The 14,794-nt window shown below is 65.8% G+C and carries 14 protein-coding genes; 9 read left to right on the forward strand and 5 right to left on the reverse strand.

Annotated elements, in window-relative coordinates; translation table 11 throughout:
• Positions 1–49: 49 nt before the first annotated feature.
• The gene (locus G9465_RS01695; protein WP_166966943.1) at positions 50–703 is read left to right on the forward strand and encodes an HAD family phosphatase; all 654 of its coding nucleotides are present in this window, start codon (positions 50–52) and stop codon (positions 701–703) included.
• A gap of 78 nt (positions 704–781) precedes the next feature.
• On the opposite strand, the gene G9465_RS01700 is transcribed toward G9465_RS01695, so the two are convergent.
• Both G9465_RS01700 and G9465_RS01705 read right to left on the reverse strand, forming a co-directional pair.
• Positions 782–1,030, reverse strand: coding sequence for a hypothetical protein (locus G9465_RS01700; RefSeq protein ID WP_166966946.1), 249 nt, complete (start codon positions 1,028–1,030; stop codon positions 782–784).
• A 198-nt stretch (positions 1,031–1,228) separates the two neighbouring features.
• On the reverse strand, positions 1,229–3,598 hold the full coding sequence (locus G9465_RS01705) for a DEAD/DEAH box helicase (protein ID WP_166972843.1): 2,370 nt from the start codon (positions 3,596–3,598) through the stop codon (positions 1,229–1,231).
• A gap of 153 nt (positions 3,599–3,751) precedes the next feature.
• Here G9465_RS01705 and G9465_RS01710 point away from each other — a divergent pair, with 153 nt between their 5' ends.
• The 3 genes from G9465_RS01710 (at position 3,752) to lipA (ending at position 5,506) form a co-directional block, all read left to right on the forward strand.
• Positions 3,752–4,114 carry a winged helix-turn-helix domain-containing protein gene (locus G9465_RS01710; protein ID WP_166966948.1) on the forward strand — a complete coding sequence of 121 codons (363 nt, stop codon included), beginning with the start codon at positions 3,752–3,754 and terminating at the stop codon, positions 4,112–4,114.
• 245 nt (positions 4,115–4,359) lie between these two features.
• Positions 4,360–4,527: a hydrogenase maturation nickel metallochaperone HypA gene (locus tag G9465_RS01715; protein WP_166966950.1), complete on the forward strand. Its 168-nt coding sequence runs from the start codon at positions 4,360–4,362 to the stop codon at positions 4,525–4,527.
• A 28-nt stretch (positions 4,528–4,555) separates the two neighbouring features.
• Entirely contained in the window at positions 4,556–5,506 is a 951-nt protein-coding gene (lipA, locus tag G9465_RS01720) for a lipoyl synthase (protein ID WP_227015674.1), read from the forward strand.
• Between the two features lie 23 nt (positions 5,507–5,529).
• Here the strand turns inward: lipA and G9465_RS01725 are convergent, their stop codons facing one another.
• From G9465_RS01725 to G9465_RS01735, 3 genes are all read right to left on the reverse strand, one after another.
• Positions 5,530–7,431 carry an archaea-specific SMC-related protein gene (locus G9465_RS01725; protein WP_166966954.1) on the reverse strand — a complete coding sequence of 634 codons (1,902 nt, stop codon included), beginning with the start codon at positions 7,429–7,431 and terminating at the stop codon, positions 5,530–5,532.
• Positions 7,432–7,627: 196 nt separating this feature from the next.
• Positions 7,628–8,263 (reverse strand): rod-determining factor RdfA, encoded by a 636-nt coding sequence (gene rdfA, locus G9465_RS01730; protein WP_166966956.1) that lies wholly within the window; start codon positions 8,261–8,263, stop codon positions 7,628–7,630.
• A gap of 33 nt (positions 8,264–8,296) precedes the next feature.
• Complete coding sequence (locus G9465_RS01735) at positions 8,297–9,418, reverse strand: sensor histidine kinase KdpD (protein WP_166966958.1); 1,122 nt, start codon at positions 9,416–9,418, stop codon at positions 8,297–8,299.
• 244 nt (positions 9,419–9,662) lie between these two features.
• Between G9465_RS01735 and G9465_RS01740 the strand changes: the two genes are divergently transcribed.
• From G9465_RS01740 to G9465_RS01760, 5 genes are all read left to right on the forward strand, one after another.
• Complete coding sequence (locus tag G9465_RS01740; RefSeq protein WP_166966960.1) at positions 9,663–10,520, forward strand: hypothetical protein; 858 nt, start codon at positions 9,663–9,665, stop codon at positions 10,518–10,520.
• Between the two features lie 6 nt (positions 10,521–10,526).
• Positions 10,527–12,260, forward strand: coding sequence for an ABC transporter ATP-binding protein (locus G9465_RS01745; RefSeq protein WP_166966962.1), 1,734 nt, complete (start codon positions 10,527–10,529; stop codon positions 12,258–12,260).
• Positions 12,257–13,066 carry an energy-coupling factor transporter transmembrane protein EcfT gene (locus G9465_RS01750; protein ID WP_166966964.1) on the forward strand — a complete coding sequence of 270 codons (810 nt, stop codon included), beginning with the start codon at positions 12,257–12,259 and terminating at the stop codon, positions 13,064–13,066. The genes G9465_RS01745 and G9465_RS01750 overlap by 4 nt, the downstream gene beginning before the upstream one ends.
• Positions 13,067–13,213: 147 nt before the next feature.
• Positions 13,214–13,963: a 2-phosphosulfolactate phosphatase gene (locus G9465_RS01755; protein ID WP_166966966.1), complete on the forward strand. Its 750-nt coding sequence runs from the start codon at positions 13,214–13,216 to the stop codon at positions 13,961–13,963.
• 3 nt (positions 13,964–13,966) lie between these two features.
• Positions 13,967–14,737: a PHP domain-containing protein gene (locus G9465_RS01760; protein ID WP_166966968.1), complete on the forward strand. Its 771-nt coding sequence runs from the start codon at positions 13,967–13,969 to the stop codon at positions 14,735–14,737.
• Positions 14,738–14,794 lie beyond the last annotated feature (57 nt).

Consider the following 14,794-nt stretch of genomic DNA (forward strand, 5'->3'; position numbering starts at 1 on the left):
AAACCCTCGCCCACAACACGCAAAACCCTCGGGCGATTGAGGACGGACAATGAGCGACGCACCGACCGCCATCTGCTTCGACATGGACGGCGTCCTCGTCCAGTCCGAAGACCACTGGGTGAGCGTCCAGCGCGACCACATCCTCCCGACCGTCGCGCCCGACGACGACATCCCGCTGTCGGCCATCACCGGCCGCGACTACACCGAGGTGTACCCGGACATCGCCGCCGAGTACGACGTCGACGTCTCCCGCGAGGAGTACGAGCGTCTGTTCGAGGAAGCCGGCGAGCGCATCTACCGTGACCACGCGACGCTGCTGTCGGGCGCGCACGACCTGCTGGCCGACCTCAGTGCGGCCGGGGTACCGCTCGCGCTCACCACCTCGGCCCCGTGGGACTGGATAGATGTCATCGACGAGCGGTTCGACCTACTCGCCCACTTCGACGCGGCGGTCAGCGCACAGGACGTCGACGGCCCGGGCAAACCCGAACCCGGCATCTACGAGCGCGGCGCGTCCGAGTTGGGCGTCGACCCGGCGGCGTGCTGGGCCGTCGAGGACTCCACTGCCGGCGCACGGGCGGCCGTACGTGCGGGCATGACCACCGTCGGCTTCCGCGGCGACGGCGACGAGACGGACCTCTCGATGGTCCACCATCTGGCCGACGACGCCGACGACCTGCGGGCGCTGTGGCTCGGCGAGTGAGTCGGTGAGAGGAAAACGGGGACCGGTGGCCACAGCGGAGCGCGTGGGGAGTGTCTCAGGCGTCCGTACGATAGTCACTCAGGCGTCCGTACGATAGTCACGGCCGAGGACGAGGCCGAGGACGTTCGCGAGGAACACGCCTGCGAGGAGGAACAGGAGCGACTGTCCGTCGAGGCCGCTCAACAGAACTGTCGGGTACGCAAGCGGTGCCAGAACCGCGGTCCAGAACCCGAGGAACTGGATAGGTCGGAAAGCGAGCGTTCGAAAGTCGACACTCCTGTCTGGGAGCGCTTCGGACGGGGACTGGAAGGGCGAGGCACTGGACATCTGATTCCTCCTCGTCGTATGGGACGACCCGCACCGCCATATAAACGTCAGACGCTTACGGACAGTTCGCGAGGTTACACGGAACCTGTCCGATTTTATCCGGTTTTACCGTCGTTTTTGCGGGCAGATACGACGATTTGAGAGGGCTTTAGAAGTTTTATTCTCGGTTATGGAGTCGTTTCTTCGTGCCGCCGGTAGTCAGCGGACGTCGACCGTTCGCGAGGACGTCACCGGCGGGAGTGGCAGGTTAGGATACGACACTTCGACGGTGTACTCCAGTTCGTCGGCGTCGGCCCCGAAGACGGCGACGGGCAGGTTCGTCTGGCCGAGATACGCCGGTTTCGCGGTCATCTCGCGACCGTTGACCGTCACGCGCAGGCCCGCGCGAGTGCCGCCGGCGTTGTTCGCTACGGTTACCTCGCACATCTCGTGGTCACCGGGCGCGACGGATTCGGGGAACTCGCCCCAGTCGACGACGACCACCGGCAGGTCCCGTGCGTTCGAGACCACCTGTTCGGCGACGCCCTCCGAGAGACCGGCGGAGACGAGGCCCGAGACGCCCTCTCGGACCACGTCGGCGGGGGTCGAGAGGCCGGCGGCGGCGAGTTTCTTCGCGCGTCCCGACCCGACGCCGTCGATGGCGGTCAGGCCCACCGCGTCGGCGCTGATGCCGTGTTCGACGCGGGCCTCCACGCGGCAGGCGAGGTTGGCGTAGCGGCCCGGCGCGAGATTGTCGAGAAACTCCCGCAGGGCGGCGAGCAGTCGGAGCGCGTTCTGTCGGATGACCCACGCGTCGCTCTTGAGTTCCGTCGGCGTCGTCCCGGTCATCCCCGACCGGAGGATGGCGAGCACCTTCCGCTGGCCCGCATCGAGGTGGTCGGGGACGCCGTCGCCGATGACAGCGTGGACCGCGTCCTGTTCGTCCGACCGGGCGCTGACGCTGTCGAACTCCGTCGCACCGGCCAGCGTCGTCAGCAGGTCGTCGGCGTCGATAGCGTCCACGTCACCGCTCTCGGCGGCCGCCGCACAACGTTCCGCGAGGTCGGCAAAGCGGCGGGCGGTGTCCAGCCGAAGGTAGAACTTCGAGGCGAGTTGGCCGAGTCGAGTGGACTCGACGCGGAGGCCGTCCTGTTCGACGAAGCCGTCGGCGACCAGTTCCGAGAGGGTGTTGCTCACCCGTTCGCGGAGGTCACTGCCCGCGTCGTACGCGTCGGGGGCCGACTGTGCGCGGGCATAATAGAATGTGGTCCCTAGCCAGTCCATCACGTCGTCGACGTCCCGAATCGTCCCCAGCGCGATTTCGGCGTTGAGGTGGGCGTCCAGTTCCGCGGCCAGTCGGGACTCTATCTCCTTGCCGTCCCGGAGGAGACGGCGGTACTTGTCGGCGTCCGAGCGGTCACAGACGACCCACGCGTACCCCATGTCGTCGTAGCCCGGCCGCCCGGCCCGGCCGAGCATCTGGAGGACGTCGAGCGGACTCATGTCCACCTCGCCTTCCAGTGGGTCGTGCAGTTTCGTGTCCCGGATGACGACACACCGGGCCGGGAGGTTCACGCCCCACGCTAGCGTCGACGTCGAGAACAGGAGCTGAATCTTCCCCTCCTTGAACCACTGCTCGACGCGGTTCTTGTCCTCGCGTGCGAGGCCGGCGTGGTGGAAGCCGACGCCGTCGAGGACGGACTGCCGGAGCGTGTCGTTCTGGAGTTCGGCGGCGTCGGTGTGAAAGTCGTAGTCCCCGCGGGCGCCCATCGGGATGTCTCGCTCGGTGAGTTCGTCGCGGGCCTTCTTCGCCGCCTGCACGGTGTCCTGTCGCGAGGAGACGAAGACGAGCGCCTGCCCCTCGTCGCGGATGTGTGGTTCCGCAAGGTCGAGCGCGCGGTAGAGCCGGCGGTACTTGTCGGCGAAGGCGTTCTCGCCGTGGGAGTAGGTCTTCACGTCGGCGTTCAACGGCACCGGACGGTAGTCGTCGCCGAAGGCGAAGGTGGTCTCGTCGGGGGCGTCCAGCCAGTCGGCCACGTCCTCGATGTTGGGCATCGTCGCCGACAGCGCGACCACGCGCGGGCCACAGAGGCGGCGAAGCCGCGAGACGGTGACTTCTAGCACCGCGCCGCGTCGCTCGGAGTCCAGCAGGTGGACCTCGTCGATGACACAGCAGTCCACGTCCGTGATAAAGGAGTAGCGGGCCGTATCGTGTTTGCGAGTCGCCGAGTCGGCCTTCTCGGGGGTCATCACGAGGACGTCGGCGCGTTCGGCCCGGCGGGGGGAGAGGTCCCGTTCGCCGGTGACGACGTACACCGAGTAGCCCATGTCCTCGAAGCGCTCCCACTCGCTTTCTTTCTCGTTTGTGAGCGCGCGAAGCGGGGCCAGAAAGAGGGCCGTCCCGCCCTCGGCCAGCGTCTTGCAGATGGCCAGTTCCGCGAGCGCCGTCTTCCCGCTGGCGGTCGGCGCGCTGACGACGACGTTGTCCTCGCGGTTCAGCAGGGCGGGCAACGCCGCCGACTGCATCTCGTTGAACCGCTCGAAGGGGAACGCGTCGGCGAAGTCGGGCACCACCTCCTCGACCGCCACCGTCGGCTCACTCTCGGCTCGGCGTGACACGTCAGACAGGCGGGTCCGGGACCTCAAAGGCGTTTCTATGGCGGCCACGCGGTGACTCGTTTGCGGCGTTGTTCGGCCGACGGCGACCGCGAATTTATGTAGCTGGCACCGATGAGCGTGGCTGTGAGCAAGGACTGGGAGCCGGAGACGATTTTCGAGGTGCTGGGGAGCGAGGAGGTCCGCCGCATCCTCGCCGTCGCCAACGTCGACCCCGTCTCGGTGCCGGACCTCGCCGAGGGACTGGACGCCTCCGAGCCGACGGTGTACCGCCGGGTGAACGTCTGTCAGGAGTACGACCTCCTGCGGGAGGCCGACCGGGTCGACGACGACGGGAACCACTACAAGGTGTACGAGACGACGCTGGAGCGGGTGTGCTTCGAACTGGCCGGCGGGGGATTCGAGGTCGACCTGCAGCTCCGGCGGGAGACGGTCGACCAGATAGAAGACATCGACCACGACGAAGCGTCGCCCGAAGAACCGGAGTGAACCGCCGGGAGCGGGTCGAGATGCGTCGAACGAATATCGACGCGGTACGGCGGTTCTCTCGCGGAGCTTCGCGGTCTGAAACGGCCCCAGAGTGAGATAGTTCTCGGCGTTCACCGTGGCGAACGGATAGATTCGTCCGCAGGACGCCCCGGAGCGGCCCGGGATGTCGATATCGGGCGTTTCAGAGTCTGAAGCGCCCGGCAGGGTTATAACACTCTCACCCGGTTATACGTCGACTGGATACTATGTCCGTACTCCAAACCGTCAAGCAGAAGGTCGGAATCGCCGACGAGAAACCGTCCTACGAGTGCGAAGACTGTGGCAACGAGTTTCAGTCCGACGCCGACCCCGGGTCGTACTGGTTCCAGTGCCCGGAGTGCAGCAGTGAAGACCTGACGAGTCTGGAGAAGTGACGACGGACGTCCCGGAACCCAATCTCTTTTGCGCGCACGCACCAAGCGTCGGGCAATGAGTCGTGCGCGCAAGCCCGACTGGCTGAAGATGCGGCCACCGTCGGGCGAGCGGTTCACCGACATCAAACAGAGCCTCCGCGACCGGAACCTCAACACGGTCTGTGAGGAGGCCAACTGTCCGAACCTCGGGGAGTGCTGGAGCGGCCGGAACGGACCGGGGACGGCGACGTTCATGCTGATGGGCGACCGCTGTTCGCGGGGCTGTAACTTCTGTGACGTCGAGACCGGCGGGATGGACCCGCTCGACCCCGACGAACCCGAGCGGGTGGCCGAGGCCGTCGCCGACATCGGACTGGACTACGTCGTCCTGACGAGCGTCGACCGCGACGACCTGCCCGATCAGGGCGCGGGCCACTTCGCCGAGACGATCCGGGAGATAAAGCGGCGGGACTCGGACATCCTCGTCGAGTGCCTGATTCCGGACTTCCGCGGCGAGGAGCGACTCGTCCGGCAGATTATCGACGCCGAACCGGACGTGCTGGCGCACAACGTCGAGACGGTCGACCGCCTCCAGTGGCCGGTCCGGGACCGTCGGGCGGGCTACGAGCAGTCGCTTTCGGTCTTGCGACAGGCCGACCGCGAGAGCGATATCTACACCAAGACGAGTCTGATGCTCGGCGTCGGCGAGTACGCACACGAGGTGTACCAGACCCTCTCGGACCTCCGGCAGATCGGTGTCGACGTGGTGACACTCGGCCAGTACCTCCAGCCCTCCCGTTCGCATCTGGAAGTCTCGGAGTACGTCCACCCCGACGCCTTCGAGACGTGGCGGCAGGTCGCCGAGGAGGAACTTGGCTTTCTCTACTGCGCCTCGGGGCCGATGGTCCGGTCGTCGTACCGCGCCGGCGAACTGTTCGTCGAGGCGGTTCGGCGCGGCGAGGACGTGGCCGACGCCCGCGAGCGAGCGCGGAGCGCGTAAAGCGCGGGTCCTCGCTCGTCCGTTCAGACGTTCCGGATTCGGTGATACGAGTCCGGGAGCGCCCGCGCGTCCTCGGGGAGGAGCGCGACGACGAGGAAGTCGGTGTAGGGCCTGACGTAGCCGACCAGTTTGCTGATTCGTTCCGAGTCGATGGCTTCCAGCGAGTCGAGTAACATGAACGGGACCGTCTCGTAGACCTCGTGGACGAGGTAGCCCGCGAGCGCGAACACGAGGCCCGTGACCTCACGCTCGGACTCGCTCAGGTGGTCGATGACGTCCTCGTAGGTCGTCCCGTCGTCGGTCCGGCGAACGATGTGGAGGACGAATCGGCTCTCGGAGAGCGCCGTTCCCGTCGAGTCGGCCGACTCGGGTTGACGCTCTATCCAGATTCGGGCGAGTCGGGAGTAGTCGAGGATGTCGAGCACCTGACTCATGTGGTCGTTGAACTCCGCGACCGCGGTCCGTTCGAGGCGTTCGATACGGCCTCGGAGCGACTCTATCTCCGCGTCGATGTCCTCCCGTCGAGCGAGGAGGTCCGCTCGCTGGTCGAGTTCACGCTGCAGGTCGTCGATTTCCTCGACGACGGCCGACCGGTCGGCCCGGAGCTGTTCGAGTTCGAACTCGGCGCGATTGACGGCGCGGTGACGGTCGAGCGTGTCCGACTGGTCCGGGGACTCGCGGCTTCCGACCGCGTCTCGGGCGTCCTCCACGGCGGTCTGGAGGTCCGCACGGCGCCGTTCGAGTGTCTCGACGCGACGGGCGCGTTCCGCGCGTTCGGCCAGCAGGTCGTCGAGTCGCTGGCGGAGTTCCTCGCGCTGGCGTTTGCTCTCCTCGAGTTCGGCCTGTCGGTCGAGCAAGGCGTCGATTCGCTCCTGAACCGTGGCTCGCTCCTCGCGGCGTTCCGACTGGAGCGTTCGTAGCTGTTCGACCGTCCGTTCGACGTCGGCCGGGTCGACGGCCGACCCGCAGGTCCAGCAGACGACCCCGTCGGCCTCGGTCCGGTCCGCAGTCGACGTCTGGGCGACCGAGAGGTCGCCACCGTCGAGCATCCGTTCGTTGAACTGTATCGTCTGTTGTAGCTCGGTAATCTCGGAGTCGAGTCGCTGTTTCCGCTCGCGGCAGTCGGCCAGTTCCGACGCCACCCCGGCCAGTTCCTCGTCCGGGGCCTCCGGAAACGTCGACAGCGAGCGTTCGAGGTCCGCACACTCCGCTCGGACGGCGTCGAGGCTGTCACGCTCCGCTTCGAGTTCGAAGCGGACCTCGTCGAGTTCCGACGTTCGCTCCTGAAGCGCCTCCAGTCGGTCGGTCAGTTCGCCGTCTGTCGTCGCCGTCTCGGTAGCCTGTTCGAGTTCTTGGCGCGCCGCCTCCAGTTCGGACTCGACCGAGTCTATCTCCGCATCGAGTTCGTCCCGACGTGCCTGCAGGTCCGGCAGGTCCGCCTCCAGCGTCGAGAGGTCGTCGAGTCGCTGGTCTATCTCCCGGCGTTCCGAGCGCAGGGACGCGATTTCGCGCTGTATGGAGTCGGTGTCGACCGGGCGCATGAGGAGTTCACGGAGGTCCGCATCGTCGGCGACGGCCTGCCGCGCCTCGTTCGACTCCAGCAAGAACGCAAAGAGGTCCGCGACGGTCACGTCCTCGCCGAGATACGGCGACCCGTCGAACGTGACCGTCCCGCCCTCGCGGATGAGCGTGCGCGTGTAGGTCTCGCCGTCGAGAGCCAGTTCGACCGACCCCGTGGCCGTGTCGCTCTTCAGCGACGGCGCTTCGCTCCCCAGTGCGGCCATCAACCCCTGGAGGAGCGACGTCCGATTGGTCGCGTTCCGTCCCGTGAGAACCGAGACGCCGGGGGCCAGCGAGACGTCGGTCGACTCGATGCCGCCGACGTTCTCGACGTGCAGTGCTGCCATCTCAGTCGACGGGGCCATGTGTCGGTCCAAGCGTGAACCGATGAAAGCCGTTGCCATCCGGTACCGAAACTCGTTACAGCTATACTCACGTTACGGGTTTCGAGAGTCGTCGGACGAGACGGCGTTCGACGGCCGGTCTACGCTCCGAGAAACCCGTTACAGCCGTACTCGCGTTACGAGTTGTGCTCCGACCGACGAGTCGTCCGTCGACGGCTTACTGACAGTCACACCCGCCGCGCGAGAGGAGGTCGTGGAGTCCGTACTGGGCGCCACACGTCGGACAGTGTACCTGCACGTCGACGTACACGTCGACGTCGTCGACGGTCAGTTCGCCGGCCGCCGAGAGGTCGCGGAGGGTTCCCGCAGTGACCCGTTCGACCCGACTCGTGAGGCGGTCGAGCGTTCGCTTTCGACGGGCGGTCGGGTCCTCGTCGTCGTCGTCGCGGTCCGACGGCGGCGTCACCTCCCGACAGGTCGTGAGATAGGTGTGAATCGCGCGGTGGGAGACGAAGTCCGCGCGGAGGTCCTCGACGTCGAGTCCGCTCCGGCGAAACCGGTGGCGGGCTTTGGTGCGCGCTCCGGTAGAGGTGTCCTCGTCGGTGAGCAGACGGTACAGGTTCGCCGCTTCGCCGTCCAACAGGCTCTCGTTCTCTGCGGCGAGTGCGGCCTCGACGAGTCGGTGGTTGAACTCGGTCGCCAGTTCTCGGAGACTCGCCCTCGCGTCACCCTCGGCAGTCCAGCGGCGTTCGAGTTCCGCCCCTATCCCGGTCAGGTCGTACTGGTCGATGAGTCTACTGACCTTGTTCTCCGGCCCCCGTTTCGACCCGGTCGTCCCGTCGGTGTCGGTCACGGCTGGCCGTAGGGAGAGCGCACACAAAACCGTTTAGCGAGGGGAGCGGACGTCCATCTGATCGAGGTCGGGAAGCCGACCGCTGCTGGCGACCCGCAACACGACGGTGAACACGGCACCGCCGGTGTCGGCGTCGGCGACTCGAACGTCGCCACCGAACTCCGCGACGAGGGTCTTGACGAGGTAGAGACCGAACCCGGACCCGCCGTGTGCGGACTCGGCTCTGGTGAAGATGGCATCTTTCCGCTCGTCCGGAATCCCCGGGCCGTTGTCCGCGACGTGGACCCGAACGGTGTCGTCGACGCGTTCCGCACTGACTCGAACCGTCGGCGTCGGGGCGTCGTTGTGTTCGACGGCGTTGGTGAGCAGGTTCCTGAAGACGGCGGGAAGCATACTGTGTGCGACGACATCGACCTGCGGGAGGGACCCGTCGACGTCTACGCGTGCATCCTCGTAGCGGGCCCGCAGTTTCTCTACTTCGCCCTCGATAGTCGGTGCCAGCGAGCGCCGTTCGAGGTCGACCGTCTCGGCCGTCGTCAGCACGTCGGTGAACTCCTCGGTGGTTTCGGTCAGATCGATGATGCCGTTCGCCACGGAGACGATTCGACCGAGACGCTCGTCGGCGTCCGGTCCCGTCTCGCGTTGTAGCACCGACGCCCAGCCCCGGATGACCATCGTGTCGTTCCGGATGTCGTTTCTGAGGAGACGGTTCAGCACCTCTAGCTGGTCACTTCGGGACTGGAGTTCGTGTTCCCGTTCCTGTCGGGCGGCCGTCCAGCGATAGATGCCGACGACCAGCAGGACGGTTCCGACCGCCTCCGCGCCGTTCTCGAACAAGAGCGCGTAGACGTCGGGGAGTTGGACGAACTCGTCTAAGAAGTCCGTCAGCGCGAACAGATAGAAGACGGTGAGACCACCCATCAGCGGACGGTACAGTCGGCGCGCTGGCACGCGCTGGACGACGAAGACGGCCGCGAGGAGCGCGAGAACGACCGCGCCCTCGCCGACGATGTCCGGGACGGCGTAGGTCGTATCCCCGGGCCAGACGAGCAGTTGGACGAGCACGTACAGCAACGAGCCCCCGAGAACTGCGCCGGCGGGCCAGTACGTGGCAGCGAGTGTCCGCCAGTCACTCCGGAACCTGAGCGGGCGCATCGTCGTATCGTCGTCGAAGGGCCCATCTAAGGGTGACTATGAACACTCTATCGAAGAAATTGTGTTACATAGGTCGGCCCACACCGACCGTTCAGGCGGTTCCGAGGGCCGAACGTCTGATACGGAGAGGAATTGTTCGTACGTACACGCATATAGTCGTATCAAGCACTCGTCTCGTAGTATTGGCCGTCATAGAAATATTATAAGCGCTCAAATAGGGGCTCGGTATCGGTTCGGCTGTAGCATGAGCACAACGTCGACTGCATCAGAGGGGTGGTTCGCGTTCGACAAACAGGACATGATGGTGTTCATCCTCGTCATGTCCCTCACGGGGTTGCAAAACGCCGTGACGGAGATACTCCCGGAGTTCACGCTGGGACCGCTGGAACTAGGCGTGGGTGAGTTCGTCTTCATCCCCATCGTGCTGGTCCTTCTCTTCCGGACCTACTGGGCGGCGTTGGCCGTTCCGGTGGGCGAAATCGTGTTCGGCGAAATCCTGCTGGGCGAGTTCGACGGACTGGGCGCGATGGAGGGGCTCCTCCTGATTCCGGTCTGTTACTACTTCGCCGCGAAACTCCTGCAGGACCCGGAGAACACCACCCAACTCGCGCTCGTCGTGTTCATCGCGGAAGGGCTGGAGGAGTTCTTCGCGATGTTCATCGACATCGGGAAAGTGTACGTCGGCGTCGAGGAACTGGAGGCCGTCCCGGGTCTCCCCGAGAGCATCTTCGTCCTAGAGGCCGTCGACCTCGTCACCCAGATGGTCATCACGGGCATCGTCTTCGGCGTGATTCCCGCGCTGTACCTCTATCCGAAGCTCCACGGCAAGGTCGAACCGTTGCTGGGCATGGAGCCCTATCAGGGCGAGCGCGGCGCCTCCATGTGGGGCGGCTTCTCGCTCAAGGCGTTCCTCGCGATTCTGGTCGCCTTCCCGCTGGCGTTCGTCGCCGAAGCGGCCAGCGAGGTCGGGGGCGCCATCAACGTCGTCTGGGAACCCGAGTTCCTCGAGATGTACGGCCAGAGCTTCATCGCGGTGCCCATCGTGGTCGCCGCCATCGTCGCCGTCGTCGTCTGGTACCGAGCGACCCGACAGACCTCCTGAACACCGATGGATTCGACTCACGACGCCGATATCGTCGTCGACGACCTCTCGTTTCGGTACCCCGGGACAGACACGAACGTCCTCGACGGGGCCGACGTGTCGATAGCGCCGGGCGAGTTCGTGGCCGTCGTCGGCGGGAACGGCTCCGGGAAGACGACGCTCTGTAAGTCGTTCAACGGCATCATCCCCCACTTCTACGAAGGAACCTTCGAGGGATCAGTCACCGTCGCCGGACTGGACACCGCGACGAGTTCGGTCGCCGAACTCTCACAGCACGTCGGCTACGTGTTCCAGGAGTTCGACAACCAACTGGTCAACCCCACCGTGTTCGAGGAAGTCGCGTTCGCGCCGCTGAACTACGGTCACGAGGACTACCGCGAGCGCGTCCATCAGACGCTCGACTTGCTGGACCTCGACGGCCTCGAAGACCGATTCATCTGGGAACTGTCAGGTGGCCAGAAACACCTCGTCGCTCTCGCAGCGGCGCTGTCGCTCGACCCCGAAATCCTCGTCGTCGACGAGCCGGCGGCCCAGTTAGACCCCGTCAACGCCCGGGCGACGTACGAGCACCTCACCGAACTCAACGCCGACCACGGGAAGACGGTGGTCACTATCGAACACCACACCGAGTTCATCGCGGAGTACTGCGAGAGCGTCGTGCTGGTGGAAGACGGGGCGGTCAGTTGGAAGCGCCCCGTCGAAGAGGCACTGAACAGGCTCGACGACCTCCGGGCACAGGACGTCCATCCGCCGCAAGTGACCCGCGTCGCAGAGCAGGTGTACGACGACGGGCGGCGGCTACCGGTGACCGTCGCCGACGGCGTGGCACAGTTCACAGACCGAGCGGCCGCGGGCGGCGTGCGTACCGACGGCGCTATCGAAGCGTCTCCGACTGCCGCCGACGGGCAGTCCCCGGTCATCGAGATAGACGACGTCTCTCACAGCTACGAGACGCTCCGAGACGGGAGCCGACAAGCGCTCGACGGCCTCTCGCTCGACCTCTACCCGGACGAACGTGTCGTGCTGGTCGGGAGCAACGGTGCCGGAAAGTCGACGCTGCTGCGACTCGTCACCGGGATCGAGAGCCCCGACGAAGGGCACGTGACGGTCGACGGCGTCGACGCCGGGTCCACACTCCCTGAGACGCTCGCCGACGACGTGGTGTACGTCCACCAGAACCCCGAGGAGATGTTCATCGAAGACGAGGTGCGTGCCGACGTCGCCCACTACCTCCGGGACCGCGGGTACCCAGACGTCGAAGAGCGTGTCGACGACGTCATCGAGTACCTGAACCTCGGCGACCTACAGCACCGAGACGGTCGCCTGCTGAGTGTCGGCCAGCAGCGACGCGCCTCGCTCGCCATCGGACTGGCGACCGACCCATCGATCGTCCTGCTCGACGAACCGACGGGGAGCCTCGACTTGGCGAGTCGGGAGGAGGTCGGTCGGACCATCGACCGCGCCGGACAGCGCGTCGAGACGGTCGTCATCGCGACCCACGATCTCGAACTGGCGGCGGCGTGGGCGACGCGCATCGTCGTCCTCGACGGCGGTCGCGTCATCGCCGACGGTCCGCCGGACGCCGTCTTCTCGGACACCGAGGCCCTAGAGCGGGCGAATCTGCGACCACCACAGGTCGTCCGACTGAGCGAGCGACTCGGACTGTCGCCCGCACCGCTGACCGTCGATGGGTTGGCGAGTCGTCTCGCTAGCGACGCCCCCGTGGAGGCCGAGCGGTGACGTACCTCGATGGACTCCGGGACGCGGCGTCCGTCGACGCCATCAAGAACGACCTGCTGAAGACGGCCTACGAGAACGAGGGGTCGTTCCTGCACCGCCTCGACCCTCGGGTACTGTTGCTGTGGTACTTCGTCTTCCTGTTCGTCCCGTGGCTGTTCTACGACACGGGCGTCCTGTTAGGGTTGCTGGCGTTCGTCTCGCTGCTCGCGTACGTGTCCCGGGTGAGCCTCTTTCTGGTCGCGCTGATGGCGTTTACGGTAGCCTCGACGCTAGCGTCGTACGCCGTCGTGACCGCCTTCACGGGGGACCCGGTCGCCGCGATTCAGGCGTTGATACCGTTTACGCTGAAGTTGACCATCATCTCGGTGTCGAGTCTGGCCGTGTTCTCCAGCATGGGTCCGAAGACGCTCGCACAGGGGCTTCGGAGCCTCGGCATCCCGCGGCAGTTCACCTTCCTCATCACCTACGGCTACCGGATGTTGCCGGTGCTCTTTGAGGAGTATCACGACCTCGTCAACGCCTATCGGTTGCGAAGCGCCGCGCCGGACTCGCCCGGTCGCTTCCGGTGGCGGCACTACGCGTACATCCTACGGATCTCGATGCGGGCGTTCTACCCGATGATATTCAACGTCGCAAAGCGCAGTCGCGTCACCGTCGAAGCCATGGAGACGCGGGGGTTCTCTCACTCCCTGCACGATGCGGCGAGCAAGGACTTGCAGTTGGCCAACTTGCAGATCCGCCCGCTCGACGGCGGCTTCTTCATCGGGTCGCTTGCCGTCGTCGCAGTCATCGCCGTCACGCTGTGAGGGCCACGGCCCGGACACATTCCGGACCGACGACCCCCATTCGACGTCGACGCCCGGTTGGCTGGACCGGAACTGACTATATAGAGATACGCACTGTATTATATCAATCTTAGTCTGCGTTATATATAAGGCAGAAAACTGGCACATATGCGCTTGGTTACCGACGACGAAGACGACCTCGAAGCGGAACTGCTAGAGACGATGATTCCGGCGCGGGCACAGATTCCCGACGACCCCGACCCCGGGAACTACGTGGTCGTCGACGTCGCGCAGTTCTCGACGACGGTCCCGGAACTGTTCGCCAACGGGGCGGAGTACATCTACATCACGGAGGAGCGGGGCAACGAGCCAGATTTCAAGGCCGAGCATCCCCGTGCGAAGATAGGCGGCAGTTCCGGGCCGAACTACGAGGGCGAGGAGGGCTATGACTTCTTTAACTCCCCGAGTTTCGTCCAGGACGTGGACGTGGCGGGCCGACCGACGGCGATGACCTCGACTAACGGCGGCAACGCGGTCACCGACCTCCGACTGGCGGGCGGCGACGACGTCGACGTCTACGTCGGTGGTCTGACCAACGGCAAAGCCGTGGCCGAACACCTCAAGCAGAGCGACCAGCGGACGTACTTCGTCGGAGCAGGGTCGAACGGCAAGCCCTCGCCCGAGGACCTCGCGGGCGCGCTGTACATCGCACGGCACCTCCACGAGCGACCGCCGACGGCGGAACAGCGGGCGGTCTTCCGCGAGATGGTCACGTTCGGGAAAGGGCCGAAGTACGAACGCAAGCCACAGGTCAAGCGGACCGACCTCTACGAGTACACCCTCGCGTTCGACAGCCGTGACGTCGTCCCGAAACTGGTCGACCAGCGGTTGGTCGACGTCGGCGACGGGGCCGAGTGAGCGATGGACACGGACGGGCACGCCCACACGACGTTCTCGGACGGGTCTGCACTCGGTGCGATGGTCGCCGCCGCCGAGACCGTCGGTCTCGACGGCCTCGGACTCACAGACCACTGCATCGTGACCGAGGACGAGTTCGGTCGCCGCGACCAGTACGACCTCGTCGAGACCTACGAGGAGCGACGAGCGGTCATCGACGAGGCGCGTGCAGAGACCGACCTGCGACTGTACGACGCCGCGGAAGTGAGCTACGTCGAGGGCGACGAGGACCGTCTGGCGGCGTTTCTCGACGACGCCGAGTTCGCCTACACCATCGGGAGCGTCCACTTCGCGGGGCCGTACGACTACACCAGCGCCAGCCAGTACGCCGAGACCGGCAGCGCCGTCCGGCGGGCGGCCGTCGAGCGCTACTACGACGCCGTCGTCTCGCTCGTGGAGTCGGACCTGTTCGACGTGCTGGGCCACCTCGACCTGCCGGAGCGGATGGACGCGCTCCGTCGGCACACCACTCGACGGGACTACGAACGCGTCGCGGCGGCGCTGGCCGACTCGCGGACAGTCCCCGAACTCAACGCCGGCCGCGTCCATCGCTCGCTGGGCCGGGTCCACCCCGACCCCGCCATCGTCGACGTGTTCCGCGAGAAGGACGTCGGGTTCGTCCTCGGCACGGACAGCCACACGCCAACCGAACTCAGAGAGCGAGTCCCAGTCCTCCGGGACGTCCTCGACGACGCGGGACTGGAACCGGTCGAACTAGCGACGCTCGCGGACTGAGAGCGGTCGTTTCCGACCCACGTGGGAGATGCCCTGCAGTAATGTTTTTCGTCCGGA

The sequence above is a fragment of the Haloarcula sp. JP-L23 genome, from assembly GCF_011602445.1.
Classification (GTDB): Archaea; Halobacteriota; Halobacteria; order Halobacteriales; family Haloarculaceae; genus Haloarcula; species Haloarcula pellucida.